This is a genomic window from Dechloromonas sp. H13, assembly GCF_009469615.1.
Lineage (GTDB): Bacteria > Pseudomonadota > Gammaproteobacteria > Burkholderiales > Rhodocyclaceae > Azonexus.
The window spans coordinates 588,956-614,514 of sequence record NZ_SSXX01000001.1; the positions used below are offsets into that span (position 1 = coordinate 588,956).

The window sequence follows — 25,559 nt, forward strand, 5'->3', positions numbered from 1 at the left end:
AAATAGCGCCGGCTTCCCGCCGTCAGCGCGCCAGTCCGGCCGCCCAGGCCTCGGCGGCCGGGCGGACGATTTCCAGCCACGGCCCCGGGTAGAGACCGATGGCACCGACCAGGAAAACCAGGATGACCAGCACCGCCCATTCGCGCGGCCGCAGGTCTTCGGCTTCGGCCACCTCGCGGCGCTTCACCGGGCCGAGGAAGGCCTTGCGGTAGAGCGCCAGGAAGCCGCCGGCGGCGATCGCCAGGCCGAACAGCGCGGCCATGCCGGCGCCGGTGTGGCTGCGCAGGGCGGCCAGGATCAGCATGAATTCGCCGGGGAAGCTGCTGGTCCCCGGCATGCCGACGCCGGCCAGGCCGCAGATCAGGAAGCCGCTGGCGAGCAGCGGCATGGTCTTCGCCGCCCCGCCCAGGCTGTGGATGTCGGTCGACCCGGTGCGCTGGCGCAGGAATTCGAGGAGCAGGAAGGCGCCGCCGGTCGCCACCGAGAAGCTGAGCAGCAGCGACACCGCGCCCTGGACGCCGGAGGCGGTGAACGCAGCAAGGCCGAGCACTGCCAGCCCGACGTGGCAGATGCTGGCGTAGGCGAGGCCGACGCGCAGGTTGCTCTGCGCCAGGATGCCGACCGCCCCGTAGAGCAGCGTCAGCGTGCCGAGGCCAGCGAGCAGCCAGTGCAGGTCCTGCGCGGCGTCGGGCGCGAGCGGGATGGCGAAACGAACCAGACCGTAGGCGCCGAGCTTGAGGCCGACCAGCAGCGCCGTCAGCGAACCCGGCGCGGCAAGCGCGAACTGCGGCAGCCAGGTGTGCAGCGGCACCAGCGGCACCTTGACCCCGAAACCGAGCAGGCACAGCAGCAGGAAGGCGTACTGCGTCGCGCGCGGCAGCGGCACCGCCGCCAGGGCCATGAAATCGAAGGTCGGCGCCGGCTGGCTGGCCGCCAGCAGCACGAAGGCGAGCAGCAGCGGCACGCCGCCGGCCAGCATGATGAGGAAATAGCGGGCGGCGGCCCGGGCGCTGCCGGCCACCGCCCCCCAGCGCCCGAGCAGGAAATAGAGCGGCACCAGCGTCGCTTCCCAGAAGACGAAGAACAGCACCAGGTCGAGGGCGCAGAAGATGCCCAGCGTCGCGCACTGGAGCAGCAGCAGCAGGCTGTAATGGAGGCGCGGCGCCGCGCGCACCAGGTTCCAGCTGGCCACCAGAGCGCCGAGGAAGAGCAGCGCCGTCGCCGGCGGGAAGAGCACCGACAGGCCGTCGACGCCGAGCAGGTAGTGCACGTTGAGGCTGGCGATCCACGGCGCCCGCTCGACCAGCTGGAAGCGCGGGCCGGCCGGGTCGAAGGCGACCATCGCCGCGCTGGCGGCGGCCAGCGTCGCCAGCATCGTGGCGGCCGTCGCGAAGCGCGCGGCACGCGCCGGCAGCAGCCAGAGCAGGCCGGCGCCAGCGAGCGGCAGGAAGACGAGGAGCGAGAGCAGCGGGACGTCGGTCATCGCGCGAAAGGCGCCGCCAGCGCCTGGCTGGCGGTTTCCGTCAGGTGCAGCCAGGGCTCGGTGAAGATGCCGATGGCGAGCATCGCGACGAGCGCGATGCCGCACACCAGGTACTCCATCGGCATTGTGCGGTCGACGTCCTGGCCGCCCTGTTTTCCCTGGCTGAGGAAGGCGCGCTGAAACGCCCAGAGCAGGAAGCCGGCGGCCGCCACGTTGCCGAGCGCCGCCGCCACCGTGGACAGGGCGCCGAAGCTGTCGATAGCCGCCTCGAGGATCAGGTGCGCGGCGTCGAAACCCGGCGTGCCGGGCATGCCGACGATGGCCAGGCCGAAGATCAGGAAGGCGATGGCGAGGAAGGGAATGCGCTCGAACAGCCCGGACAGTTCGCCGAGCTCGGTCGTCCCGGTGCGGCGGAAGACGAAACCGACGATGAACCACATGCCGGTCACCGCCAGCCCGAAGTTGGCGGCGAGCAGCACGGCGCCCTGGATGCCCGCCTCGTGCAGGCTGAAGATGCCGATCACCAGCAGGCTGGTGTGGCTCACCACGGCGAAGGCGAGCAGGCGGCGCAGGTTGGTCTGCTGGAAGGCGAGCGCGGCGGTGAAGAAGACGCCGGCCATGGCGAAGCCGACGACGTAGGGCTGCCAGTATTCCACCGCCGCCGGGGTCAGCGGCAGGACGAAACGCAGCATGCCGTAGATGCCGACCTTGACCCCGACCATCAGCGCCGGGGCAACCGCGATCAGGCCATGCTGCGCCATGTTGGGCAGCCAGCCGTGCAGCGGGAAGAGCGGCGTGCGCACCGCCAGTCCGTAGAACAGCAGGTAGAAGGCGGCAGTCTGGAACTTGCCGGCCGGCGCCGCGCCGGCGAGATCGAAGAGGTCGAAGCTCCAGCGCCCGCCGGTGGCGTCGGCGTGGCTCCAGCCGAGCACCAGGCAGCCGCCGACGAAGAGCGCCCAGCCGAAGGCCTGGTACTGGACGAAGCGGGCCAGCGCCTGCGTCTCGGCGCGCGACGACGCCCAGCGCCGCAGCAGGAAGGTCACCGCCCACAGCTCGAGCGCCGAGAAGGCGGCGAACCAGGCGACGTTCATCGTCACCAGCATGCCGGCCAGCCCGGCCTCGGCGACCAGCAGCACGGCGAACAGGCGGCCCGGCGAGATCATGCCGCGGCTCATGCCGTACAGCGTCATCAGGAAGGTGAGCAGCGCGGCGACCAGCAGGAAGACGATGGAAACCCCGTCGACCGCGACATGGTAGCCGAGCGGCGCGAAGCGCTCGGCCAGCTGCAGGACGGGCGACAGCGGATCGATGCGGCTGGCGACGACGATGCACAGCAGCAGTTCGGCGAGCGCGAAGAGCTTGCCGGCGACGACTGCGGTCGACCGCTCCCCGAAGGCGAAAACCACCGCCGCGCCGAGCAGCGGCAGCCCCTGCAGCAACAGCAGCAGCGGCAGGCCGGCCTGCGCCGTCCACAGGATTTCGCTGAAGCCGCCGCTCACAGGATCACCACGAAGGTCGCCATGACCGCCATCATCAGGTAGCGCGGCTGTTCGAGCAGGTTCTCGACGGTCCGCAGCCAGGTGCCGAGGCGCAGTAGCAGGCGCTCGGCGGCGCCGCCGCGGCCGCGCAGCGAAAGGTGGGTCTCCAGCCGTTGCAACTGTTCGGCGAGCGCCGCCAGCGCCCGTCCGGCGAGGCCGTCGCCGGCCACCAGCGGCAGCTCGGCACGCAGCGGCCGGCCGCGCCCCGGCTCGCCGAGCGCGCGGTCGATGAAATTCTCTTCCAAGCCATGCAGGTCGTGCGCGAACAGCTCGGTCGGCCGCGCCAGCAGCGTAAAGCCCAGGCGATCGAGCCAGAAGCGTTCGAGCGCCGCCGTGTACAGCAGCTGCCAGCCGCGCAGCCAGGCCGGCGCCGGCTGCGGCGGACCTTGCGTCAGCGCCAGCCACGACGGCGCCAGCAGGAACTGCCAGGCGCGCCACGCCGCATGCAGGCAGAGGTGCACGGTCGCCAGCGTCGTCCACCCGAGGCCGATGGCGACGAACATCAGCGCCACCTGGAAGACCGTCGCGAAGATCAGCGCCGACTTGACGTCGGTCTGCACCAGCCCGCACAGCCAGGCGTAGGCCGCGGTCAGCGCGCCGACGACGACCAGCGCCGCCATCAGGTCCGGCACCTGCTGGAGCAGCGGCGCCAGGCGCAGCATCAGGAAGACGCCGGCATGAACCATGACCGCCCCGTAGAAGATGGCCGACGACGGCGTCGGCCCTTCCAGCGCCCGCGCGATCCACGGGGTGAACGGCAGCTGCGCCGACTTGGCGAGCGCCGCTACGACGAAGCCGACGGCCAGCAGGCGCGCCGTCAGCAACGGCAGGTCGGGCGTCGCGGTCAGCGCCGGCCATTCGAAGCTGCCCAGCCAGGCGGCGGCGAAGCCGAGGCCGAGCAGGAAGCCGGCGTCGCCGGCGCGGTTGGTGACGAAGGCGAACAGGGCATTGGCTGTCGCCACCGGGCGCTGCCAGCTGTAGCCGATGAGCAGGAAGGACGAAATGCCGCACATCTCCCAGCCGACGAAGGCGAGCAGCCCGTTGCCGGCCAGCAGGACGAGCTGGATGCCGGCCAGGAACAGGCTGAGGACGATGAAGAAGCGATGGAAGCCGGCCTCGCGGTGCAGGTAGTTGGCGGAAAAGCGCATCACCAGCCAGCCGATCAGCGCCGTCAGCGTCGCCACCGAGAGCGCCAGCGGATCGAGCAGGAAGGACAGCGTGCCCTGCCAGTCGCCGCTGGCGAACCAGGTGCCGAGGACACGATGGCCGGGCGCACCGGCGAGCAGCGCGCCGGCGTCGATGGCGAGCAGCAGCGCCAGGCTGACGAAGGCGGCGAAGGCGCAGAGGCGGGCGGTCAGCGGCTCGGCGGCGTCGCCCTCGGCGCGCCCGAGCAGCATGCGCAGGCCGACGGCGACCAGCGCCAGCAGCGGCGCCGCCGGCACCAGCCAGACGAGGTCGGGCAGCAGGCGCAGCAGCGTGTTCATGCGCCGCCCCCGAGAACGAGCGCCGGCGCCAGCGCCTCGCGCTCGCCGGCAAACCAGTCGACCGAACGGCCGACCTGTGGCAACACGCCGCGCCCGGTCCCCGGCAACCATCCGCGGCGCGGGCAGTAAACATGGATCGCTGCGGTCAACGGGCTTTTTGCAGCCAAAATGATCCACGCGTTGCCGACCAGTTCCTGCAGCGCCGGCTGGCGGGCGACGATGGCCGACAGCAGTTCGGGTTCCTGTTCGACGACGACCAGCAGGCGCATCGCCTCGTGGATCTCGACCATCTGCCAGGGCAGGCCGGTGCGCAGGTCGGAATCCGCCCCCTCCATGACCCCGAACAGGCCGGCGACGTTGTGCGTGACCTTGGAACCGCAACCGAAGCGCGCGTTATCCACCGTCGAAAAATAGTATTCGAGGCTGATCCCGGCGCCGACCGGCCCGGCCGCCAGCAGGATGCTCTCGACGATGCGGCCGTCGCCGTCGGCGCTCGGGTCGTAGGAAATCAGGAACACGCGGCGGTCGAGGAAGAGGCCGCGGCTCATCGTGCGGCGGCCGATGAAGGCAGCGGCGTTGGTCGCGTGCCCGAGTTCCGGGCGCGCCTGCGAGATGTCGTGGCCGCGCCCGATCACGTGCCGGCGCCCCTGCCACGGCGTCGCGCGCGCCGGCGCCGAGGCCAGCCGCCGGCAGCGCTCGGCGGCATGCGCGCGACAGGCTTCGGCGAGTTGGCCGTGCAGGCGGTCGAAGGCCGGCTGAAAGGCGGGCGGTAGCAGGTCGAGGTCGTACCACACGAGGCTGTCGTCGCAGGTGTTGTGCTCGGCGGCGACGAACCAGGTCGTTTCCGGGATGGACAGGCCGCGCCGGGCGAGACGCTCGCGCACCGCCGGCCGGTTGGCCAGCGCCGCGAAGACGCGGGCGTTCGGGCCGCCGTGGCGGCCCGAGCAGGCGCCGCAGTCGTAGGCCGAGAGATGCGGGTTGTTGCGGCTGCCCGAGCCGTGGCCGAGGATCAGGACGAGCGGTGCGAAATCGCCGGCGAGGCCGATCATGCGCAGGAAGTTCTCGACGCGCGCCGCCTGCTCGTCGTCGGTGAAACCTTCCTGCGGCGTACGCGGCGTCGCGCCGGCGCGCGCCGTTTCCGCCGTCGCCTGCACGCGGGTCGGCGCCGGGCCGTCGTAGGCGCGGCGCCAGCGCTCCAGCGCCAGCCCGAACCAGCCCGGCGCCAGCGCCCCGGCGACCAGCGCGGCGAGCGCCGGCGGCGCCGCGAGGGCGGTCAGCAGCGGGCCGGCGAGCGGCCCGCGGCGCGTTCCCTGGAGCAGGCGTTCGCGCCAGGCGAGGCGCCAGCGGCGGCGGCCGGCATGGCGTTCGAGCGCCGCCTCGCCGCCCGGCGCGGCGCCTTCGCGCACCGCATGCGTCGGCTGGACGACCACCGGGCACAGTGCCGTGCGCGCCGCGTCGTCGACGCCCTGCCAGTACATGGCGACGCCGAAGAAGCCGGCGGCGCCAAAGGTTTCGACCGTCGGCGCGATCTCCTCGAGATGGCGGCGGGTGCCTTCCTCGCGGTCGTCCATGCACATGACGACCTGCGCCGTCGGCCGGGAGACCGGCTTGCACCGCGGATGGTTGGCCGCCAGCGCGGCGAGGATCTGTTCGCGGTAGTGGCGCTCGTAGGCGAGCAGCCAGACGTGGCCGCGCGCCAGCGGGTCGAGGCTGGCGGCGCAGGCGAGCAACGCTGCCGCCTCGTCCGCGGCGAGCTGCTCGACGTCGGCGGCTGCCAGGCCGATCAGCGCCGCCAGCGCCGGCAACGGCGGGGCCGCGGCCGGCGCCGTGTCGGCCGCGGCGATGCGCGCCGCCAGCGCTTCCCAGGCCGCGTCATCGGCGCGCCCGGATTCGGCGGCATGCAGCAGGCGCGCCGCCTGCTGCTGCAGCTCCTCGTCGAGCGCCCGGCTGCGCAGGGCGTCGCGCACGAGGAATTCGGCCGGGCGGGCGGCGAACCACGCCTCCAGGTCGCCAAAGGCCATCGGCGCGCCGCTCAGGCGGCGCGTCAGGTCGTCGCAGAGCAGGCGTTCGAGCAGTACGCGCACCGCCAGGTAATCGGCCATGGCGACCGGCGTGCCGTCGCCGCGTTCCGGGTTGCGTTCGCGCCACAGGACCATGCCCGACCAGCCCGGCAGTTCCAGCGCCAGGCGTTCGAGATAGCCGGGCCACAGGCTTTCGTCGGCGACCAGGCGCGGCAGTTCCTCGGCCAGCACGTCGACCGGGTCGTCGGGCAGCCAGGCGATCTCGTCGCGCACGTTGGGCAATTCGTTCAGCTCCCATGCCATGTCGAGACCGGCGCAGGCGCGCCACGCCGCGTAGAAGCCGCGTGCGCGCTGCGGATTGCGCCAGGCGGCGACGCCGAGATCGAGGTGGGCGGCGAGGTGGCGCTGCAGCACGGTACGCACGCGCTCGAGCACGTCCTCGCCGGTCAGGTGTTCGAGCAGGCTGCGCAGCGTCCATTCGCGGCCGATCCGCGCACACAGCGCCGCCCGGCGTTGCGCCGCCTGGTCGCGCCAGTCGGCCGGCGCGGTGGTTGCGGTCGACGCCGCAAAACGGGCAAAAACCGGATCTGCCGCCTCGCCGTGCTCGCGCGCCACCCAATCCAGGCGGGCGCGACCCGGCGCTTCGAGCGGCAGGCGCAGGCTGGCGAGCAGGACGTCGCGCCGGGTGATGCCGCGCCGCAGCTCGGCGTCGAGATCAGGCAGGCCGGCGTCATTGAGCGCCGCGTCGAGATCGGCCACGGTGATGCGCCCGGCGTCCAGCAATTCGCGGAAGCGCGCTTCCGGCAGGTAGGGCGTGGCGCCGGTCAGGCTGTGGACCGCCGCCAGCGCCGCGGGGAAAGGCAGGTGCTGGAAGCCGTGCAGGGTGTTGTGGTGGACGAAGTCGCGGATCGGCGCCTGCGCCGGCAGGACGTGCGCCAGGTGCCCGACCCAATGGGCGAGGCGTTCGCGCAGCGGCAGGTCGGCGTGCGCTTCCATCTCAGCCGGCGAACAGGCGGCCGACGCGGTCCACGCTGCCGGCGACCAGGTCGAGGAGCGGCGCCGGCCAGACGCCGAGGGCGACAATGGCGATGCCGAGCAGGGCGGCGGCCGCCGTCTCGGTGCGCGTCATGTCGGCGATGTCCTGCGCCGGCAGGCCCTGCATGCACAGGCGGCCGATCACGCGCAGCCCGTAGGCGGCGCCGACCAGCATCGCCACGCCGAGCAGCACGACCCAGCCGCCCCAGCGCCCGAAGCCGCCGACCAGCGCGTGCAGTTCGGCGACGAAGCCGGCGCTGCCCGGCAGGCCGATGGCCGCCAGCAAGGCGAAGGCAGTGAAGAAGGCGAAGCGCGGCGCACGCCCGAGCAGGCAACCGTAGTCGGCGAGGTCGCGGCTGTGCGTACGCTGGTAGAGCAGGCCGACGACGAGGAACAGCGTCGCCGCCGTCAGCCCGTGCGCCACCATCTGCATCACGGCGCCGGTCAGGCCGGTGACGTTGAGCGTGGCGATGCCGAGCAGCACGACGCCCATGTGCGAGATCGACGAGTAGGCGACCATCGCCTTCAAATCCTGCTGGCGCCAGGCAAGCACGCCGCCGTAGAGCAGGCTGGCGAAGGCGAGCACCGCCAGCCAGTCCTGCGTCGCCAGCAGCGCGGCGGGCAGCGTCTCGGTGGCGCGGATCAGCCCGTAGGCGCCCATCTTGAGCAGTACGCCGGAAAGCAGGATCGACACCGGGCTCGGCGCCTCGACGTGGGCCAGCGGCAGCCAGCCGTGCAGCGGAAAGACCGGCATCTTGACGCCGAAGCCGATGAACAGGCCGGCGAAGATCAGCAGCTGCGTGTTGAGCGGCAGGTCGCGCCCGCCCTCGGCCATGTCGCCCATCGCGAAGCTGTGGCCGGGCGCCGCATCGTAGAGGAAGAGCAGCGAGACCAGCATGAACACCGAGCCGCCCAGCGTGTACAGGAAGAAGTTGAGCGCCGCGCGCTGGCGGTTGGGCCCGCCGAGGCGGTCGATCAGGAAGAACAGCGGGATCAGCGTCGCTTCCCAGAAGACGTAGAACAGCGACCAGTCGCGCGCGGTGAACACGCCGAACATCGCCGATTCGAGCAGCAGCACTAGCGTGAAGTAGAGGCGCGCGCCCTGTTCCATGCGCCGCGAGACGAGCACAGCAATCAGCGTCAGCAGCGCCGTCAGCAGCACCATGGCCAGCGCGATGCCGTCGATGCCGAGCGCGAAATAGGAGCCGAGCCGGACATTCCACGGCCGGCTTTCATGGAACTGGATCGCCGGCCCGGCCGGATCGAAACCGGCGGCCAGCCACAGCGCGTGGCCGAGCGCGGCGAGCGCGAACAGCATCGCCAGCCGCCACAGCCAGACCGCCCGGCGCACCGGCAACACCGCTACCGCAACCGCCCCCAGCACCGGCATGAAAACCAGCACCTTCAGCACGCCTCGCCCCCGCCCGCGGTCTTTCCGACCCCCTTTATTTTCATTCCGCGATTATGCCAGCGCCTGACGGTTTGCTGACAAGTCGGCATGGCTCACAGGCGGTAGCCGTAGCGCTCGGCCAGTGCCGCCTCGCGCCCGGCGATCCCGGCCTCGACGGCGCGCACCTCGTCCATGTAAGCCAGCGCGGCGGGGGTCAGCGAACGATCCTTCAGGCGGATGAAGCCGTAATTGGCCTGGAAAGCGACCTTGCTGGTCGGCACGACAGTCACGTTGCCGGCGGCCAGGTCGTGTTCCATGAGCGCCAGCGAGGCGAACGCCAGGGTATCGCTGCCGGCCAGCAGATCGGCGATCTGCATCGGCACGTCGATCGTGATCGCCGGAATGAAGTCGCCGCTGAGCGCATCGATCCTGCCGGCGCGGCCGACCGTGCGCGGCAGGCCCGCCGCGATGCGCGCGGGAAGCCGGGACGCCATCCACGGGAATTCGAGCAGCGCAGGCAGTGCCACGCGGCCGGCGGCGAGAATGGGATGCCCGGGGCGACAGAAGATGCGGCCGCGATGCTGACCGACCAACTCGGTCGCAAACTGGTCGTCTTCCTCCACGCCGCTCAGTTCGGCCAGACCGAGGTCCACGTCGCGTGCCGACACTCGGCGGGCCACTTCACGCCAACCGGCGACGTGCACCGCCACGGTGATTTTCGGGCGCCGGGCCAGCAGGCGCGCCATGGCGGGGTAGCCCGAAACCACGCTGGGATAAGGCCCCAGCGCCACCCGCAACGAGCCGATCTCAAGGCCGGCGAGCAGCGTGATCTCGCGCAACAGGTCCTCTTCGGCATTGAGCAGTGCCCGACTGCGCTGGACGACCAGTTCACCGAACGCCGTCAGCACCACGGCACCCCGCTTGCGGTCCAGCAGCATGACGCCCAGTTCCGCCTCCAGCGCCTGGATGCTCTTGGTGAGCGCGGGTTGCGAGATGTTCAGCGCCGCCGCCGCACGCCCGAAATGCGCGTACTCGACGAGCGACAGCAGGTGACGAAGGCGGCGCTGGGTAATCATGATAAGCAAAAGGTTATCACACTTAACAAAAAAGCCATTTGCCGGAATTGCCAAGATATGCCAATAATCGTCCGCCGATCCATTTCGGATAGCCGCCGGGCGGATTTTCCGCAGCGCCGCCCCCACAGGCACCAGGCATCGTCGCCGGCACAACGCCCTGAATAATAAAGAGGAGACTCGCATGAAACTTTCCGCAAAACTGACCCTGGCGCTGAGCATCGCCTTAGCCGGTGGCGCCATGACCACTGTCCATGCGGCGGGTGGTGGCGGCGCCATCGTCAACAACCCCGGCGCGGCTGAAGGCAAGCACTTCGACCCGAAAGGCACCCTGCCCTCCAAGTTCACTATGGAACTGCGCAAGGGCGTCTCCGCCACCCTGCCCTTCGAGGACAAGCGCGACTTCGACGAAGCCAAGAAGGGCTTCATCGCCGAGCCGCCCTACAAGCAGATCATGGCCGATGCCGGCCACGTCGCCTGGGACATGGGCAGCTACCAGTGGCTGCTTCAGGGCAAGGATTTCCAGAGCATCCACCCGTCGCTGCAGCGCCAGGCCGTGCTCAACATGGCCTACGGCCTGTATGAGGTAGTGCCGGGCAAAATTTATCAGGTGCGTGGCTACGACCTTGCCAACATCAGCTTCATCAAAGGCGATACCGGCTGGATCATCTACGACCCTCTCACGGCTGCCGAGACGTCGCGAGCGGCGCTCGCGTTCATCAACGAGAAGCTCGGCAAGCGGCCGGTGGTCGCGGTCGTGTACTCGCACTCGCACGGAGACCACTTCGGGGGCGTGCGTGGGGTGGTGGACGAGGCAGACGTGAGGAGTGGCAAGGTTATGCTCATCGCCGCCGACGGCTTCATGGAGGCGGCAATCTCCGAGAACGTGTTCGCCGGCAACGCCATGAACCGCAGGATGCAGTGGCAGTACGCGGTGCTCCTGCCGCGCGACCCGCACGGCCATGTCGACCAGGCCATCGGCAAGAACGTAGCGGCCGGAAGCGCCGGTCTGATTGCACCAAACCGCCTCATCTCGAAGGACTTCGAGGAAATCACCGTCGACGGCGTGAAGATGGTGTTCCAGAACGCACCCGACACCGAGGCGCCGGTGCAGTTGAACACCTACTTCCCGCAGTTCAAGGCTTTCTGGGCCGCCGAGGTTGTCACCGGCACGATCCACAATATCTACACGACCCGGGGCGCCGCGGTACGCAACGCGCACAACTGGTCGAAGGTAATCAACGAGGCGCTGTACAAGTTCGGCCAGGAGTCGGAAGTGATGTTCGCCTCGCACAGCTGGCCGCGCTGGGGCAACGACCGCATCCAGGAAGTGCTGCGCGCGCAGCGCGACGCTTACGCCAACCTCAACAACCAGACCCTGCACTACGTGAACAAGGGCGTGACGATCAACGAGATTCACAACGTGTACGAAGTGCCCCGGAGTCTGCAGCAGAGCTGGGCGGCGCGCAGCTACCATGGCGACGTGCAGAACAACGTGCGGGGCGTCGTGAACCGCTTCATCGGCCACTTCGACGGCAATCCGACCAACCTGATCCCGCTCTCGCCCAAGGACTCGGCACCGCTCTACGTCGAGATGATGGGTGGCTCGGCAAGGATCATCGCCAAGGGTAAGGCGCTGATCGCTCAGGGCAAGTACCTGCACGCCACCGAAATCCTCAACAAGCTGGTCTTCGCCGAACCGCGCAACCAGGAAGCCCGCCGCCTGCTGGCCGACGCCTTCGAGCAGTTGGGCTACCAGGCGGAGAGCACCAGCGTGCGCAACACCTTCCTGCAAGGCGCCTTCGAGCTGCGCAACGGCCTGCCCGGCGGCGTGCCGGTTCGATCCAGCGTCCCGGACGTGATCCGGGCGATGTCGACCGAGCAATGGCTCGATTTCCTCGGCATCAGCATGGACCCGAAGAAGGCCGAGGGCATGCGCTTCACGATCAACCTGGTGACACCTGACAACGGCGAGAAATACCTGATCGAACTGAGCAACGCCACGTTGACCAACATCAAGGGCCAACAGGCGAAGAACCCCGACCTCACGATCACCCTCGACCGCGCCGAGCTCAACCGGATCATGATGGGCGTCGTCAGCTTCGACGACCTGATCAAGGCCGGCAAAGCCAGATTCGACGGCGATCGCAAACCCTTCGATCAGCTCCGCAGCCTGATGACCTCCTTCACCCCGAACTTCGAGATCCTGCCGGGCACCGCCCCAAAGTCACCGGCCGCGGGCTTGGCACCGTTTGCATTGCCCGATCAGCTGGATGTTGACTGAGGGGGCAGCGGGCATCGGGACGGCATTGACGAGGCTGGGGGGGCCGCGATGCCAATATGTCAAATTTTTAAACAACACATCGGAGAACCCCGATGAGCAAAAAAAAGTGCCGCGTTTCGACCCTGTCGGCGTTGGGTGCGCTGCTGGCCGTCGCGAGCGCCGCGAACGGTGCCGAAAACAGCGCTTGGCAATCATTCGCCTCGGTCACCCCGATTTACCAGGGCAACGGCAATCTCGATAACGGCGGCCACTTCAGCATGTCCGGCGCCATCGTGCGCGGCGGCACGTCCTATGACGTCGGTGGCGGAAGCCGCGCGGGCGTTACGCTCAACTACGACTACTACGATTTTTCGTTCTCCAACGCCGCTGCCTTCGGCGCGACCGCGCCGTGGGGCACGGTGCAGCGCTATGGCCTGACAGTCCCGCTGTCGTTCGCCGTTGGCGACGGCTGGAGCGTCGGTTTCGCCCCCTCGGCGGACTGGTTCAAGGAAAACGGCGCAAACACCGGCGACTCGCTGGTCTGGGGCGCCACGCTTTCCGGCACCAAGCGTTTTGAGGATGGCAATCGCCTCGGCTTGGGTGCTGGCGTCTTCTCGCAGATCGAAAAGACCAGGGTATTCCCCTTTGTGATCGTCGACTGGCGTCTCAACGACCGTTGGCGCCTGGTCAATCCCCTGCCCAGCGGCCCGACCGGCCCGGCGGGCCTCGAACTCGACTACCGTTTCGACGGCGGTTGGACGGCGGGTGTCGGCGCCTCCTACCGCGTCTTGCGTTTCCGCCTGAGCGACACCGGCCCAGTAAGCAACGGCGTCGGCCAAGAGAGCGGCGTACCGGTTTTCCTGCGCGTGACGCGCAATTTCACCGAGCAGATGGCGCTGCACTTCTACGGCGGAGTCGTGGCCGGCGGCAAGCTGCGTGTTGAAAACTCATCCGGCGACAAGTTGCGTACCGAAGACTTCGACCCGGCACCGCTCTTCGGCCTGACCTTCGTCGGTCGCTTCTGATCATTCATTCAAACGCGTAGTCTGTTTGTCATTCAGCCACTGTCGCCGCTTGGACGCGACGGCGCTAAATCAACGGGGTTCTAATGAAGGCCTTTCACGCCAGGTTGCACTCAAATGTGTTGCATGCCGCAATTGCCTTTTCGTTCGGAATATTCGCCAGTACCCAGGCAATTGCCGGCGGCATTTTTCTTTACGAAGTCGGCACCGAAGACATGGGGCTGGCGGCAGCCGGCTATGCCGCACGGGCGCAGGATGCCGCAACGGTACTGACCAATCCGGCCGGCATGGTACGGATCGAAGGTAGCCAGGCGTTGATCGGCACCCAGGTCCTTTACAGCAACCTGAAATTCTCCAACGGCGGCAGTTCGCCCGCCCTTGGCGGCAACAACGGCGGCGCGGCAATCGGCGAGAGCGGCTGGCTTCCCGGGGGCGGTCTGTTTTTCAGTCACAGCATTTCGCCCGACGTAAAAATTGGTTTTGCTGCAACGAGCAATTTTGGCTTGGGACTGAAGTATGACGACAACTGGGTTGGTCGTTATTACGCCCAGCAGGCAACGCTGATCGGTGTTTCGCTACTGCCTTCGGTGGCTGTTCGTGTCAGCGACAAGGTCTCGCTTGGTGCCAGCTTTAACGCGATGTACGGGCATCTGAACAGTGAAACGGGAATCAACAATATCTTCGGCACCGATGGCAAGTTGACGATGAACGACAACGCGTGGGGCTGGGGCGGAAATTTCGGCGTGTTGTACGAGGCGACTCCCGATACCCGGTTCGGCCTCACCTACAATTCCCAGGTCAAGCTTGATTTCGCGCCGCAAGCCCGTTTCAGCGGTACGGGCCCCTTGCTTACGGCATTGCTGAACGCACGCGGACTGGATGGAGCCACGGTCAATTTGGGCATCACGGTGCCGCAACAGGTGATGGGCAGCGTATTTCATACGGTAAATGACCGCCTGACGCTGCTTGGCAACATTGGCTGGCAGCAATGGTCGAAATTCGGCTATGTCGAAGTTGGACTCGCGGATACGAGAAATCCCACTGGCCTCACAACCGCTCTGAATTTCAGGGATACATGGCACGCGGCGCTTGGTGCACAATATCGGGTCAGCGAGCCGTGGCGACTGAATTTTGGCATCGCCTACGATTCCGCCTTCCAGTCCGGCGATGTTTCGCCCATCCTGCCGACCAACCAAGGCTGGCGTTTTGGTGCTGGCGCCCAGAACCAGGTCGACAAGACTTTCGGTTGGGGCCTTGCCGCAGAATACATCTACGGTGGCACCGGTAACGTGAACAAACAGGCGCGACTACCGGTGGCTCTCGGCGGCCGCGGCAACCTGGTCGGCTCTTACGACAATATCGGCATTTTTTTCTTGTCAGCGAACTTCAACTGGAAGTTCTGAGCGCCGCGAAATCCTTCGTGGCACCGGCTCCACCGTGAGGTCACGGGCCAGAGACAATTCTTCGCCTCAATCGAACAGGCGGTGCAGGCGCGCCAGGTAGTCCGCTGCACCCGGCTCGCCCTCGGCCGGCGCCCACGGCGCCTTTTCGTCAGCAGCGAGCGGGACGTAGGGGCCGGACTTGGCCTCGAACAGCACGGTGCCGGGTTCGAGCGCCAGCACGGCGTGGAAGACGCCGTGCGGAATGTCGACGCCGAGGCTGTCGCCGCCCGGGGTCAGCAGGATGCTGCGGTCGACCGCCCCGCAAGGGTCAAAAACGACGATGCCGAGGCGCCCGCGCAGGCAGAGGATGGTCTCGTCCTTGTGCGGGTCGAGATGGCGGTGCGGCATCACGTAGGAATCCGGCTCGACGGCGTTGAGCAGGCGGTGGCCGGGATAGTCGTCGGCCGGATGGAAGTTGCGGTTCCGGCGTCGGCGCGGGGCGGCTTGCGCCTCGGCGGCGACCGCGGCGAGCAGCGCCTGGTCGATGACGGTAATCACTGGTAGACGATCTCCACGTTTTCGGGATTGAGCCAGCCGGCCAGCGCTTCCAGCAGCAGGTCGTCGAGGCGGACGCGGATCGCGTCGCCGAGCACCATCTCGCATTGCGCCCGCTCATTGCGGTAGCGGATGCGCACCTGCGCCGGGCCGGGAGCGAACGGCGTCAGCAGCGAGCGCAGCTTGCGCGCGTCGGAACCACCGTTCATGTACAGCAGCAGGTGGCGCGCGAAGCGGGCGCGGGCCTCGCCGATGGTCATCAGCTTGTCGGCGACGACGCGGTTGCCACCCGAGAAGTCGTCGTAGCTGACCTTGCCCTCGACGATCAGCACCTCGTCGGTGACGATCTTGGCGCGCTCGGCCTCGAACAGCTCGTTGAAGACCGAGACCTCGACCAGCGCCGTGCCGTCGTCGATCTGCACGAAGAGCATCTTGCCGCGCCGGGTCATCTGCGTGCGCACGCCGACCACCAGGCCGGCGAGCACGGTCAATTCCTTGGCCGGCTCGATCCGGTTGAGCGGCCGGCGAACGAAGCGCGCCAATTCCTTGCGGAAGGTGTTGTAGGGGTGGCCGGAGAAGAAGAAGCCGAGCGCCGTCTTCTCCTGCATCAGCTTTTCGCGCTCGTCCCACGGCTTGACGGCGACGTACTGCGGCGCATGTTCCTCGGCGACGTTGCCGATGTCGAACAGGCTGGTCTGCATCGCGTTGCGCTCGGCCTGCTCGGCGAAATCCATCGCCACGCCGACCGAGGCCAGCAGCTTGTGGCGGTCGCCGTCGAGGCTGTCGAAGGCGCCGGCCTTGATCAGCGCCTCGATGGTGCGCCGGTTGACCATGCGCTTGTCGCAGCGCTGGCAGAAATCGAACAGGTCCCTGAACGGCCCGCCGGCTTCGCGCGCCTTGAGGATGACGTTAACCGCCTGCTCGCCGGTGCCCTTGACCGCCCCCAGGCCGTAGCGGATGGTGCTGCGGTCGACCGGCTCGAAACGGTAATTCGAGGCATTGACGTCCGGCCCGAGGACCTTGACCTTGTTGGCCACGGTGTCCTCGTAGAAGATCTTCACCGTGTCGGTGTTGTCCATGTCCGAGGACAGGGTCGCCGCCATGAAGGCCGCGCAGTGGTGGGCCTTGAGCCAGGCCGTGTGGTAGGTGACGACGGCGTAGGCGGCGGTGTGCGACTTGTTGAAGCCGTATTCCGCGAACTTGGTCATCAGGTCGAACAGCTGCTCGGCAAGCGCCGGATCGTAGCCCTTCTGCTTCGCCCCTTCGGCAATCGTTTCGCGGTGCTTGGCCATTTCCTCCGGCTTTTTCTTGCCCATCGCCCGGCGCAGCATGTCGGCGCCACCCAGCGTGTAGCCGCCGATGACCTGCGAAATCTGCATCACCTGTTCCTGATACACGATGACGCCGTAGGTCGGCGACAGGCAGGCGGTCAGGTCGGGGTGGAAATAGTCGATCTTCTGCTGGCCCTTCTTGCGCAGGATGAAGTCGTCGACCATCCCGGAGCCAAGCGGGCCGGGGCGGTAGAGCGCCAGCACGGCGATGATGTCCTCGAAGCGGTCGGGGCCCAGTTTCTTGAGCAGCTTCTTCATGCCCTCCGATTCAACCTGGAAGATCGCCGTCGTGTTGGCGTCCTTGAGGATCTGGTAGGCGGCCGGGTCGGTGAAGCCGAGCGACATGAGGTCGAGCTTCTCGCCGGTCATGCGGCGGATGTACTCGACGGCCAGCTCGATGATGGTCAGGTTGCGCAGGCCGAGGAAGTCGAACTTGACGAGGCCGGCCTTCTCGACGTCGTCCTTGTCGAATTGCGAGACGGGCGAGGCATCGCTGCCGGTCGCCTGGTAGATCGGGCAGAAATCGGTGATCCGGCCCGGCGCGATCAGCACGCCGCCAGCGTGCATGCCGACGTTGCGCGTCAGGTCCTCGAGGCGCCCGGCGAGGTCGAAGAGTTCGCGCACCGACTCGCCGTCCTGCTCGTCGGCCATCATTTCCTTGAGCGCCGGCTCCTGCTCCAGCGCCTCGGCCAGCGACACCGGCTTGTTCTGGACGATGGGGATCAGCTTGGAAATGCGGTCGCACATCGAGTAGGGCAGGCCGAAGACGCGGCCGACGTCGCGGATCACCGCCTTCGACGACATGGTGCCGAAGGTGGCGATCTGGCTCACCGCCTGCGCGCCGTAGCGCTGGCGGACGTACTCGATGACGCGCCAGCGGTTGTCCTGGCAGAAGTCGATGTCGAAGTCGGGCATCGACACCCGCTCGGGGTTGAGGAAGCGCTCGAACAGCAGGGCGTAGGCCAGCGGGTCGAGGTCGGTGATGCGCAGGCTGTAGGCAACCAGCGAACCGGCGCCGGAACCCCGGCCGGGGCCGACCGGCACGCCGTTGTTCTTGGCCCAGTTGATGAAGTCGGCGACGATCAGGAAGTAGCCCGGGAAGCCCATCTGGACGATGGTGTCGCACTCGAAGACGAGACGGTCGTCGTATTCCGGCCGCCGCTTGAGGCGCTCGTCGGCGTCCGGGTAGAGCTCGACCAGGCGCCTTTCCAGCCCCGCCCGCGCCTCGGCGACGAGATACTCGTCGATGGTCATGCCCGGCGGGATCGGGAAGTCGGGCAGGAAGTTCTTTCCCAGCGTCATCTCGATGTTGCAGCGGCGGGCGATTTCCAGCGTGTTTTCCAGGGCTTCCGGCAGATCGGCGAACAGCTCCGCCATTTCGTCCTGCGTCTTGAAATACTGCTCCTCGGTGTAGATGCGGGGCCGGCGGCTGTCGCCCAGCACGTAGCCTTCGGCGATGCAGACGCGTGCCTCGTGGGCGCGGAAATCGTCGCGCTTCATGAACTGGATCGGGTGCGTCGCCACCAGCGGCAGCCCCAGTTCGCCGGCGAGGTCGGCGGTCTGCTGGACGACGGCCTCCTGCTGCGGCTGGCCGTAGCGCTGCACCTCGAGATAGAAGGCGCCGGGGAAGATCGCCTCGCAGGCCCTGGCTCGTTCGCCGGCGAGTTCGAAGTTGCCGTTCAGCAGCGCCTCGCCGACGTCGCCCAGGTGGGCGCCGGAGAGCGCGATCAGGCCGTCGCTGCCGATCTCGGCGAACCATTCGCGGCGGATTTCCGCCCGGTCGCGGCGGCCGTCGACCAGGTAGGCGCGGGTCAGCAGCTCGCACAACTGGCGGTAGCCGTCACGGTTGCGCACCAGCAACAGCAGGCGGCTGGCGTCCTCGGGCGACTCCGGGTTGGCGATCCAGACGTCGGCCCCGGCGATCGGCTTGACCCCCTTGCCGCGCGCCCCGGTGTAGAACTTGACGAGGCCGAACAGGTTGCCGAGATCGGTCAGCGCCAGCGCCGGCATGCCGTCGCCGGCGGCGCGCTTGACGGCATCGCCGACGCGGACGATGCCGTCGGTCACGGAATATTCGGAATGCAGGCGGAGGTGAACGTGGCGCGGGGGATTCATGGGGGGGATTTTACCCCGGCGCCCGGCCCGCCGGCGGAACTCCCCGCCGCCCGGCTATCTTCAGTCGCCGCGCGGGGCGATCCCGAATTCGCGCACGCTCGGCATGGCGGAAAGTGTCACCGCCAGCGAATGCAGGTTGTCCTTGTCCAGGGTCTTGATCAGCGCCTGGTATTCGAACCAGCGCCCGTCGCCGGCCAGCCCGTAGCTCATCCCCGACGGCGCGCAGCCGCATTCGCCGAGCACCGTCCGCAGGTCGCTTTCGGAAAGTGCTTCGCCGCGCGCGAAACGGACATGGAAGTGGGCATAGAACTCGGAGCGCATGCGGCTCTCGATCAGCCGGAAGACGTAGTTGATGTTGAAGGTGGCGAAGGTGGCGGCAACGGCCGCCACGTAATAGCCCATGCCGATCATGATGCCGATGGCGGCGATCATCCAGATCGACGCCGCCGTGGTCAGGCCGCGGATCGCGAAGCCTTCCTTGACGATGGCGCCGGCGCCGAGAAAGCCGATGCCGGTCATGATGCCCTGCGCCATGCGGGTCGGATCGAGAAATACCGGCTGCTGCGTCGCCGCCGCAACGTGGATCACATGGTAGTCGGCGAGCAGCATCAGCATGCACGACGAGATGCAGACCAGCGTGTGTTCGCGGAAGCCGGCCGGGCGGCCGTGGTAGCTGCGCTCGAGCCCGACCAGCCCGCCGGCGGCAAGCGCCAGCGTGAGCCGCAGGATGGTGCCGAGTAATTCCCCCTCTGCCATGACCTTCCCTCCTTGGCGAGATGCTATTCCAACGGCCGCCGGGCGTGGTGACAATTTCGCCGGCACGCCGCACGACACCCGGCCGACGACATGCCCGGACAATTACATTTTTGCCGCCCTTCGGCTAGATTAGCGGTTTCGAATAAAACAGCCGGAGACCCGCCATGATCCTTGAAGACCCGCTCGTCCTGCGCACCGACCGCGCCGACGGCCTGACCACGCTGACCCTCAACCGTCCGGGCCAGTTCAATTCGCTGTCGCGGGACATGTTGACCGCGCTGCAGGCCGAGCTCGACGCCATCGCCGGCAACCCGGCGGTGCGCGTGGTGGTCGTCGCCGGCGCCGGCAAGGCCTTCTGCGCCGGCCATGACCTCAAGGAGATGCGCGCCAACCACGGCAAGGAGTTCATGCAGGCGCTGTTCAGGCAGTGCGGCGACCTGATGCTCACCCTCACCCGCATGCCGCAGCCGGTCATCGCCCGCGTGCATGGCATCGCCACCGCCGCCGGCTGCCAGCTGGTGTCGATGTGCGATCTCGCCGTCGCTGCCGACGTCGCGAAATTCGCCGTTTCCGGCATCAACGTCGGCCTCTTCTGCTCGACCCCGGCGGTCGGCCTGGCGCGCAACCTTGGCCGCAAGGCGGCGCTCGAAATGCTTCTGACCGGCGACTTCATCGACGCCATGGAAGCCAAGGGCAAGGGCCTGGTCAACCGCGTTGTGCCGGCCGATGCGCTGGACGCCGAGGTCGAGCGCCTGGCCCAGTCCATCCTTGCCAAGAGCGCCGTCGCCGTGCGCATGGGCAAGGGCATGTTCTACAAGCAGCTGGAAATGGGACTGGACGAGGCCTATGCCTACGCCGGCGAGGTGATGGCCTGCAACATGATGAGCGAGGATGCCGGCGAAGGCATCGACGCCTTCATGCAGAAGCGCAAGCCGGTCTATCGCGGCGGCTGATCCGCCGCCCCCGGCCGGGATGCGGCACCGCCAAATAATTAGCATATGCTAATATTAAGGTTTCGTCGCATCCCGCCCGGAGATTTTCATGTTCATTCCCGCCCACGCCCTCGTTCAGGAAGCCCGGAAATCGGTCACCGAACTGCCCGCGGCCGACATCCACCAGCGCCTGCAAACCGCCGGCACGCTGCTCGTCGACGTGCGCGAGCCCGACGAATACCGGCAGGGACATATTCCCGGCGCCATCAATATTCCGCGCGGGATGCTGGAATTCCGCATTTCCGGCGAACCCACCCTGCAGAACCTCGAACGGCCGATCGTCGTCTATTGCAAGACCAGCGGCCGCGCCGCCCTGTCTGTCGTCGCCCTGCAGGCCATGGGCTTCCGGGCGGTCGTCTCGCTGGCCGGCGGCTTCGACGCCTGGGCGGCCGGGCAACATGCCATCGTCCGCCCGCACGAAGTCTCCTTCGAATAAGGATCACCGGGGCGGGCGCTGCACCCGCCCGAGCGGAAGCGGCAGCACGCCAAGGTAAAGCCGGCGAAGCGGGTTAAAATCCCGCCCCATGCCCACCCTCTCCCCCGCCCGCCAGACCCTGCTGCTGTTCCTGCTCGCCCTCGCGGTGCTGGTGCCCGGCATCTGGGAAGCGACCGGGCTGACCGGCAAGGACGAATTCTTCCTCGGCCTGCGCACGCCGATGGAGATGATCGAGGGCGACCACTGGCTGGTGCCCTTCCTCGACGGCGCACCGCGCATCCGCAAGCCGCCCCTGCTTTACTGGCTGGGGCGCGCCAGCTTCGAGACCTTCGGCATTTCGCTGGTGAGCGCCCGCTTCGTCGCCGCGCTTTTCGCCGCCTTGCTCGTCGTGTCGACCGCCGGCATTGCCCGACGCCTTTCCGGCAAGAATGAAACCGGCCTGATCGCCGGCTGCGTGCTGCTCGGCTGCCTCGGCATCGCCAGCGAAGGGCGGCGCTTCATGCTCGACGTGCCGGTCGCCGCGCTGTCGACGGCGGCCTTCTGGAGCCTGCTGGCATGGCTGGATTCCGGGCAAAAAAGGTGGTTGACCGCAGCTGCCGTGCTGCTCGCCGCCGGCTTCCTGACCAAGGGGCCGATCGTCGCGCTGGTCTGCGGCGGCGGCGTCCTGGCGCTGCTCGCGACGGGCCGCTGGCGCGTACCCGACCTCGCCCGGCAGTGGCGGCCGCTGGCCGGGAACGCCCTGCTCTTCGCGGTGCTGGCGCTGCCGTGGTTCTTCGTCGTCCGCGCCCTCTACCCGGAAGCCGCCGACCTGGTGCTGGCCGGCGAACTGGAGTCGCGCCAGTTCTTCAACCTGTCGCCGGGCATTCTCCTCGGCCTGCTCAACGTCGCCCTGCCCTGGGTCTTCGTCTTCGCCGTCGCCGCCGTGGGGGCCTGGGGGCGTTCGGCCGTCGACCGCCTGGCCCTGCTCTGGTTTCTCGCCACCTTCCTGCCCTTCGCCTTCATCCGCAGCTTCGACCGCTACCTGATCGGCTCGCTGGTGCCGTTGTCCATCCTGGTTGCGCTGGCCCTGCCGGCGATGCGCGCCCGCTGGCCGTTCCGCCTCGGGCTGATCCTCGCCCTGCTGCTCGGCGCCGGCTTCGCCGGCTTCACCTTCTGGTTCGGCCTCGGCGGCTGGTACTGGCTGCTCGTGCCCGCCGGCTACTTCGCCTGGGCCTGGTGGCGGGAACGCAGCGCCGGCCACACGCTGGCGGCGCCGGCAGTCTATTGGGCGGCGCTGCTCTGGGGCGTCTTCCCGGCCATCGGCGTCAATGCCGTTCCCGACGCCGTGCGCGAACTCGGGAAGAGCCGCGACATCGCCATGTTCGATGGCCCGCAGCCGGCGCTGCTGCCTATCCTCAGCCAGCGCACCCTGCGCCACTACGGCCAGTTCGACCGCCACGACCTGGCCGAACTGAAGGCGCTGAACGCGCTGGTCTTCCTCGAAAGCCGGGACGTGCCACGCCTGCAGGCCGCCGTCGCCGCCGCCGGCCTGCAGGCACGCCAGATCGGCAGTTACCAGACGCTGGCCTCGCACGGCTCCGGCCTGCGTTTCGCCCGCGTCGGCGCCACCGTCGACGACTGGAAGCGGGCTTTCGCCGCGCGCGACCTGGCACCGCTGATGACCACGGTCGTCTGGTTCGAGATCGTCGCGCCATGAAGCCGGCGCGCTGGCTGGCGCCGTCGTGCTTCCTGCTGGCGCTGGCCGCCGCCGCGTGGCGCGCGCCGCTGCCGGCCGCGCCGGAATTCGTGCCGCCGCCGGCGGCGCGGCCGGACCGCAACCCGGCGACCTTCGCCGCCGCCCTGCTGCCGACCGCCGCCCCCTCGGCGCACGCGGCGGCGCTGGCCGAACTCGCCGACGGGCGCATCGCCGCTGCCTGGTTTGCCGGCACGCGCGAAGGCGCTGCCGACGTCGCCGTCTGGTTCGCGACGCGCGATGGCACCTGGAGTGCGCCGCAGGCGATCGCCACGCGCGAGAGCACGGCTGCCGAAACGCGGGCCTACGTGCGCAAGGTCGGCAATCCCGTTCTCTACGCCGAAGGCGGGCGTCTGCACCTGTGGTTCGTCAGCGTGGCGCTCGGCGGCTGGGCCGGCAGTTCGCTGAACCACGCGGTATCGGGCGATGGCGGCACGAGTTGGTCGCCGCCCACCAAGCTGCCGACCTCTCCCTTCCTCAACATCAGCACCCTGGGCCGCGCGCCGCCGGTGGCGCTGGCCGACGGCGGGCTCGGCCTGCCGGTCTATCACGAATTCGTCGCCAAGCACGGCGAGTGGCTGCGCCTCGCGGCCGACGGCCGGATCCTCGACAAGGTGCGGATGGCCGCCGACCGTCGGACCCTGCAGCCGGCGGTCGCCGTCTTCGACCGTCACCATGCCCTGGCCATCCTGCGCGACGGCGGCCCCGGCCCGGGCCGGATTCGCGTCGCCACCAGCGCCGACGGCGGGCAGCACTGGCCGGCGGCGGCGGCCCTGCCGCTGCCCAATCCGAATTCGTCGGTCGCCCTGCTGCGCCTGCAAAGCGGCCGCCTGCTGATCGCCGGCAACGGCGCCGGCAACCGCAACCAGTTGCTGCTGTGGGTTTCCGACGATGCCGGGCAGACCTGGCGCCTAGCGCGCACTGTCGAGAGCGACCCCGACGAGCTCGTCGAGTTTTCCTACCCGGCGCTGCTGCAGGCGCGCGACGGCCGCATCCACCTCGCCTACACCTGGCGCCGCCAGGGCATCAAGCACGCCGAGTTCAGCGAAGCGTGGCTGGCCGGAGGCACGCCATGAACGCCGCCGCGCTCTATGGCTGGCTCGCCCACGGTGTCGTCATCGCGGCGCTGGTTTCGCTGCTGCCGCTCGGCGCTGCGCGCCGTCCGCTGGCCTGGGCGGCGTTGCCGCTGGCGCTGGTGACCGGTGGTGCCGCGCTGCTGCACGGCTTTGCAGGCCCGCCGTCACTCACGCTGCTGGCGCTCGCCGGCTGGCGGCTGGCCGGCCGGGCGCCATCGCCGCTGGGACGGCGCCCGGCGTGGGTGGTCATCGGTCTTGCTGCAGTCTTCTATCCGCTGGCGCTCGGCCTCGGGCCGTTCGACCCCTATGCCGTCGGCTACCGGCCGTGGCCGCTGCTGGCCGCCGGCCTGCCGCTCACGGCGCTGCTCTGGTGGCGGCGCCGCGACGACTGGCTGCTGATCCTCGGCGCCGGGCTCGCCGCCTATGCCGGCGGCCTCTTCGGCAACCTGTGGGACGCCCTGATCGACCCGCTGCTGGTGCTGGCGGCGCTGGCCGTCATTGGCCAGCGGCGGCTTCGCGGGCGCCCGGCCGACGGCGAACCCGCCGCCGGCTGACGCCGCTCAGTTCAGGCGGCTAGCGACGGCGGCGACACGCTCGCCGTAGCGCCTGGCGGTGTCGAGATCGCCCTGGAAAATCTCGTCGACCGCGGCATCGGAAGGCGAGCGCACGAGCAGGCCGACCGAGCCGCCCAGGTGGTTGATGTCGGCGTGCGTCGCGGACTTGCTGTTGGCCGGCAGCAGGCCGAGGCTGACCCAGATGCCGCCATGCTGGGAGGCCAGCGTCTGCAACTGGACCAGCGTCGCACCCTTGTCGCCGACCGGGCTGGCGCTGTTGGTGAAGGCGCCGAACACCTTGTCCTGCCAGGCGCGGGTGAACCAGGCCTTGGACGAAGCATCGGCGAACTTCTTGAACTGCCAGCTCGGACCGCCCATGTAGGTCGGCGTGCCGAAGATGATGGCGTCGGCGGCATTCAGCTTGTCCCAGCCGCCTTCCGGCAGGTTGCCTTCGGCGTCGATGGGCAGCAGTTCGGCGCCGGCGCCGGCCGCGACGTGCTCGGCGACGCGCTGGGTGTGGCCGTAGCCGGAATGGTAAACGACGATGGTCTTGCTCATGGTGTTCTCCTTGGGGTCGGGTTGGTTATTGCGAAACGGGGGGCAGGTCGAAGAGCAGGAACTCCGTCTCTTCGTCGGCCCGGAAATCGAGGCGGGATTCGTCGGCGATCTTGGCCGCATCGCCGGTCGCCAGAAAATGGCCGTTCACGGCAAGTCGACCGCGGATGACATGAACGTAGGCCAGGCGGCGCGGCGCCAGGTCGTAGCCCAGCGCTTCGCCGGGCGCCAGCAGGCTGGCCCACAACTTGGCGTCCTGGCCGATGGTCGTGCTGCCTTCAGCGCCGTCGGGCGAGGCAACCAGCCGCCAGCGGCCGCGCAACTCGGCCTCGGGCAGCGGCTGCTGCTCGTAGCTGGCCGGCGTACCGAGCCGCGCCGGTTCAATCCAGATCTGCAGCAGGTGCGTGCCCTCGGTCTGCGAGGGGTTGAACTCGCTGTGCAGGATGCCCTTGCCGGCGCTCATGCGCTGCACCTCGCCACGCCGGATGACGCCGCCGTTGCCGAGGCTGTCCTTGTGTTCCAGCGCGCCGTCGAGGATGTAGGTGACGATCTCCATGTCGCGGTGGCCGTGGCGGCCGAAACCGGCGCCCGGCACGATGCGGTCCTCGTTGATGACGCGCAGCGCGCCCCAGCCCATTTCCTTCGGATCGTAGTAGTCGGCGAAGGAGAAGCTGTGCAGCGCCTTGAGCCAGCCGTGGTCGGCATGACCGCGCTCGGCGGAAAGTCTCGGAATGATCATCTCGGTCTCCTTGTGAATTTTCGATAT

The 25,559-nt window shown here is 68.5% G+C and carries 18 protein-coding genes and 1 pseudogene; 8 read left to right on the plus strand and 11 right to left on the minus strand.

What is annotated here, in order from left to right:
* Positions 1-22 precede the first annotated feature (22 nt).
* The 6 genes from GH660_RS02925 to GH660_RS02950 all read right to left on the minus strand — a co-directional run bounded on the left by GH660_RS02925 (position 23) and on the right by GH660_RS02950 (position 10,027).
* On the minus strand, positions 23-1,483 hold the full coding sequence (locus GH660_RS02925; protein ID WP_153145064.1) for a NuoM family protein: 1,461 nt from the start codon (positions 1,481-1,483) through the stop codon (positions 23-25).
* Positions 1,480-2,982: a NuoM family protein gene (locus GH660_RS02930; RefSeq protein ID WP_153145065.1), complete on the minus strand. Its 1,503-nt coding sequence runs from the start codon at positions 2,980-2,982 to the stop codon at positions 1,480-1,482. Before GH660_RS02930 ends, GH660_RS02925 begins: the two co-directional genes overlap by 4 nt.
* The gene (locus tag GH660_RS02935) at positions 2,979-4,505 is read right to left on the minus strand and encodes a proton-conducting transporter membrane subunit (RefSeq protein WP_153145066.1); all 1,527 of its coding nucleotides are present in this window, start codon (positions 4,503-4,505) and stop codon (positions 2,979-2,981) included. Before GH660_RS02935 ends, GH660_RS02930 begins: the two co-directional genes overlap by 4 nt.
* A complete protein-coding gene (locus GH660_RS02940; protein ID WP_228276337.1) occupies positions 4,502-7,522 on the minus strand; it encodes a DUF2309 domain-containing protein in 3,021 nt (1,006 codons plus the stop codon). The genes GH660_RS02935 and GH660_RS02940 overlap by 4 nt, the downstream gene beginning before the upstream one ends.
* Before the next feature lies 1 nt (position 7,523).
* Positions 7,524-8,972 (minus strand): NuoM family protein, encoded by a 1,449-nt coding sequence (locus GH660_RS02945; protein ID WP_153145067.1) that lies wholly within the window; start codon positions 8,970-8,972, stop codon positions 7,524-7,526.
* Positions 8,973-9,064: 92 nt separating this feature from the next.
* Entirely contained in the window at positions 9,065-10,027 is a 963-nt protein-coding gene (locus GH660_RS02950) for a LysR family transcriptional regulator (protein WP_228276338.1), read from the minus strand.
* A gap of 181 nt (positions 10,028-10,208) precedes the next feature.
* Here GH660_RS02950 and GH660_RS02955 point away from each other — a divergent pair, with 181 nt between their 5' ends.
* From GH660_RS02955 to GH660_RS02965, 3 genes are all read left to right on the plus strand, one after another.
* Complete coding sequence (locus tag GH660_RS02955; RefSeq protein ID WP_153145068.1) at positions 10,209-12,308, plus strand: alkyl/aryl-sulfatase; 2,100 nt, start codon at positions 10,209-10,211, stop codon at positions 12,306-12,308.
* A gap of 92 nt (positions 12,309-12,400) precedes the next feature.
* A complete protein-coding gene (locus GH660_RS02960) occupies positions 12,401-13,312 on the plus strand; it encodes a hypothetical protein (protein WP_153145069.1) in 912 nt (303 codons plus the stop codon).
* 83 nt (positions 13,313-13,395) lie between these two features.
* Entirely contained in the window at positions 13,396-14,712 is a 1,317-nt protein-coding gene (locus GH660_RS02965; RefSeq protein ID WP_153145070.1) for an OmpP1/FadL family transporter, read from the plus strand.
* A 66-nt stretch (positions 14,713-14,778) separates the two neighbouring features.
* Here the strand turns inward: GH660_RS02965 and GH660_RS02970 are convergent, their stop codons facing one another.
* From GH660_RS02970 to GH660_RS02980, 3 genes and pseudogenes are all read right to left on the minus strand, one after another.
* Complete coding sequence (locus tag GH660_RS02970; RefSeq protein WP_228276339.1) at positions 14,779-15,249, minus strand: WbuC family cupin fold metalloprotein; 471 nt, start codon at positions 15,247-15,249, stop codon at positions 14,779-14,781.
* Positions 15,246-18,689 (minus strand): annotated as a pseudogene (gene dnaE, locus GH660_RS02975) (DNA polymerase III subunit alpha); the annotation flags it as partial. The pseudogene dnaE and the gene GH660_RS02970, both read right to left, overlap by 4 nt.
* 63 nt (positions 18,690-18,752) lie before the next feature.
* A complete protein-coding gene (locus GH660_RS02980; RefSeq protein ID WP_153145072.1) occupies positions 18,753-19,448 on the minus strand; it encodes an MgtC/SapB family protein in 696 nt (231 codons plus the stop codon).
* A gap of 164 nt (positions 19,449-19,612) precedes the next feature.
* Between GH660_RS02980 and GH660_RS02985 the strand changes: the two genes are divergently transcribed.
* From GH660_RS02985 to GH660_RS03005, 5 genes are all read left to right on the plus strand, one after another.
* On the plus strand, positions 19,613-20,401 hold the full coding sequence (locus GH660_RS02985; protein ID WP_153145073.1) for an enoyl-CoA hydratase: 789 nt from the start codon (positions 19,613-19,615) through the stop codon (positions 20,399-20,401).
* Positions 20,402-20,489: 88 nt separating this feature from the next.
* Positions 20,490-20,876, plus strand: coding sequence for a rhodanese-like domain-containing protein (locus tag GH660_RS02990; RefSeq protein WP_153145074.1), 387 nt, complete (start codon positions 20,490-20,492; stop codon positions 20,874-20,876).
* A gap of 88 nt (positions 20,877-20,964) precedes the next feature.
* The gene (locus GH660_RS02995; protein WP_153145075.1) at positions 20,965-22,572 is read left to right on the plus strand and encodes a glycosyltransferase family 39 protein; all 1,608 of its coding nucleotides are present in this window, start codon (positions 20,965-20,967) and stop codon (positions 22,570-22,572) included.
* A complete protein-coding gene (locus GH660_RS03000; RefSeq protein ID WP_153145076.1) occupies positions 22,569-23,684 on the plus strand; it encodes an exo-alpha-sialidase in 1,116 nt (371 codons plus the stop codon). Before GH660_RS02995 ends, GH660_RS03000 begins: the two co-directional genes overlap by 4 nt.
* Entirely contained in the window at positions 23,681-24,238 is a 558-nt protein-coding gene (locus tag GH660_RS03005; RefSeq protein ID WP_153145077.1) for a hypothetical protein, read from the plus strand. The genes GH660_RS03000 and GH660_RS03005 overlap by 4 nt, the downstream gene beginning before the upstream one ends.
* A gap of 6 nt (positions 24,239-24,244) precedes the next feature.
* On the opposite strand, the gene GH660_RS03010 is transcribed toward GH660_RS03005, so the two are convergent.
* A complete protein-coding gene (locus tag GH660_RS03010; RefSeq protein ID WP_153145078.1) occupies positions 24,245-24,796 on the minus strand; it encodes a flavodoxin family protein in 552 nt (183 codons plus the stop codon).
* A 25-nt stretch (positions 24,797-24,821) separates the two neighbouring features.
* Positions 24,822-25,532: a pirin family protein gene (locus GH660_RS03015; protein ID WP_153145079.1), complete on the minus strand. Its 711-nt coding sequence runs from the start codon at positions 25,530-25,532 to the stop codon at positions 24,822-24,824.
* Positions 25,533-25,559: the final 27 nt, after the last annotated feature.

What these genes read in the sequence shown, in the direction of transcription:
- GH660_RS02925 (WP_153145064.1), bottom strand. Translation starts at nt 1,483, where the DNA reads ATGACCGACGTCCCGCTGCTCTCGCTCCTCGTCTTCCTGCCGCTCGCT.
- GH660_RS02935 (WP_153145066.1), bottom strand. Translation starts at nt 4,505, where the DNA reads ATGAACACGCTGCTGCGCCTGCTGCCCGACCTCGTCTGGCTGGTGCCG.
- GH660_RS02940 (WP_228276337.1), bottom strand. Translation starts at nt 7,522, where the DNA reads ATGGAAGCGCACGCCGACCTGCCGCTGCGCGAACGCCTCGCCCATTGG.
- GH660_RS02950 (WP_228276338.1), bottom strand. Translation starts at nt 10,027, where the DNA reads ATGATTACCCAGCGCCGCCTTCGTCACCTGCTGTCGCTCGTCGAGTAC.
- GH660_RS02955 (WP_153145068.1), top strand. Translation starts at nt 10,209, where the DNA reads ATGAAACTTTCCGCAAAACTGACCCTGGCGCTGAGCATCGCCTTAGCC.
- GH660_RS02960 (WP_153145069.1), top strand. Translation starts at nt 12,401, where the DNA reads ATGAGCAAAAAAAAGTGCCGCGTTTCGACCCTGTCGGCGTTGGGTGCG.
- GH660_RS02965 (WP_153145070.1), top strand. Translation starts at nt 13,396, where the DNA reads ATGAAGGCCTTTCACGCCAGGTTGCACTCAAATGTGTTGCATGCCGCA.
- GH660_RS02980 (WP_153145072.1), bottom strand. Translation starts at nt 19,448, where the DNA reads ATGGCAGAGGGGGAATTACTCGGCACCATCCTGCGGCTCACGCTGGCG.
- GH660_RS02985 (WP_153145073.1), top strand. Translation starts at nt 19,613, where the DNA reads ATGATCCTTGAAGACCCGCTCGTCCTGCGCACCGACCGCGCCGACGGC.
- GH660_RS02990 (WP_153145074.1), top strand. Translation starts at nt 20,490, where the DNA reads ATGTTCATTCCCGCCCACGCCCTCGTTCAGGAAGCCCGGAAATCGGTC.
- GH660_RS02995 (WP_153145075.1), top strand. Translation starts at nt 20,965, where the DNA reads ATGCCCACCCTCTCCCCCGCCCGCCAGACCCTGCTGCTGTTCCTGCTC.
- GH660_RS03000 (WP_153145076.1), top strand. Translation starts at nt 22,569, where the DNA reads ATGAAGCCGGCGCGCTGGCTGGCGCCGTCGTGCTTCCTGCTGGCGCTG.
- GH660_RS03005 (WP_153145077.1), top strand. Translation starts at nt 23,681, where the DNA reads ATGAACGCCGCCGCGCTCTATGGCTGGCTCGCCCACGGTGTCGTCATC.
- GH660_RS03010 (WP_153145078.1), bottom strand. Translation starts at nt 24,796, where the DNA reads ATGAGCAAGACCATCGTCGTTTACCATTCCGGCTACGGCCACACCCAG.
- GH660_RS03015 (WP_153145079.1), bottom strand. Translation starts at nt 25,532, where the DNA reads ATGATCATTCCGAGACTTTCCGCCGAGCGCGGTCATGCCGACCACGGC.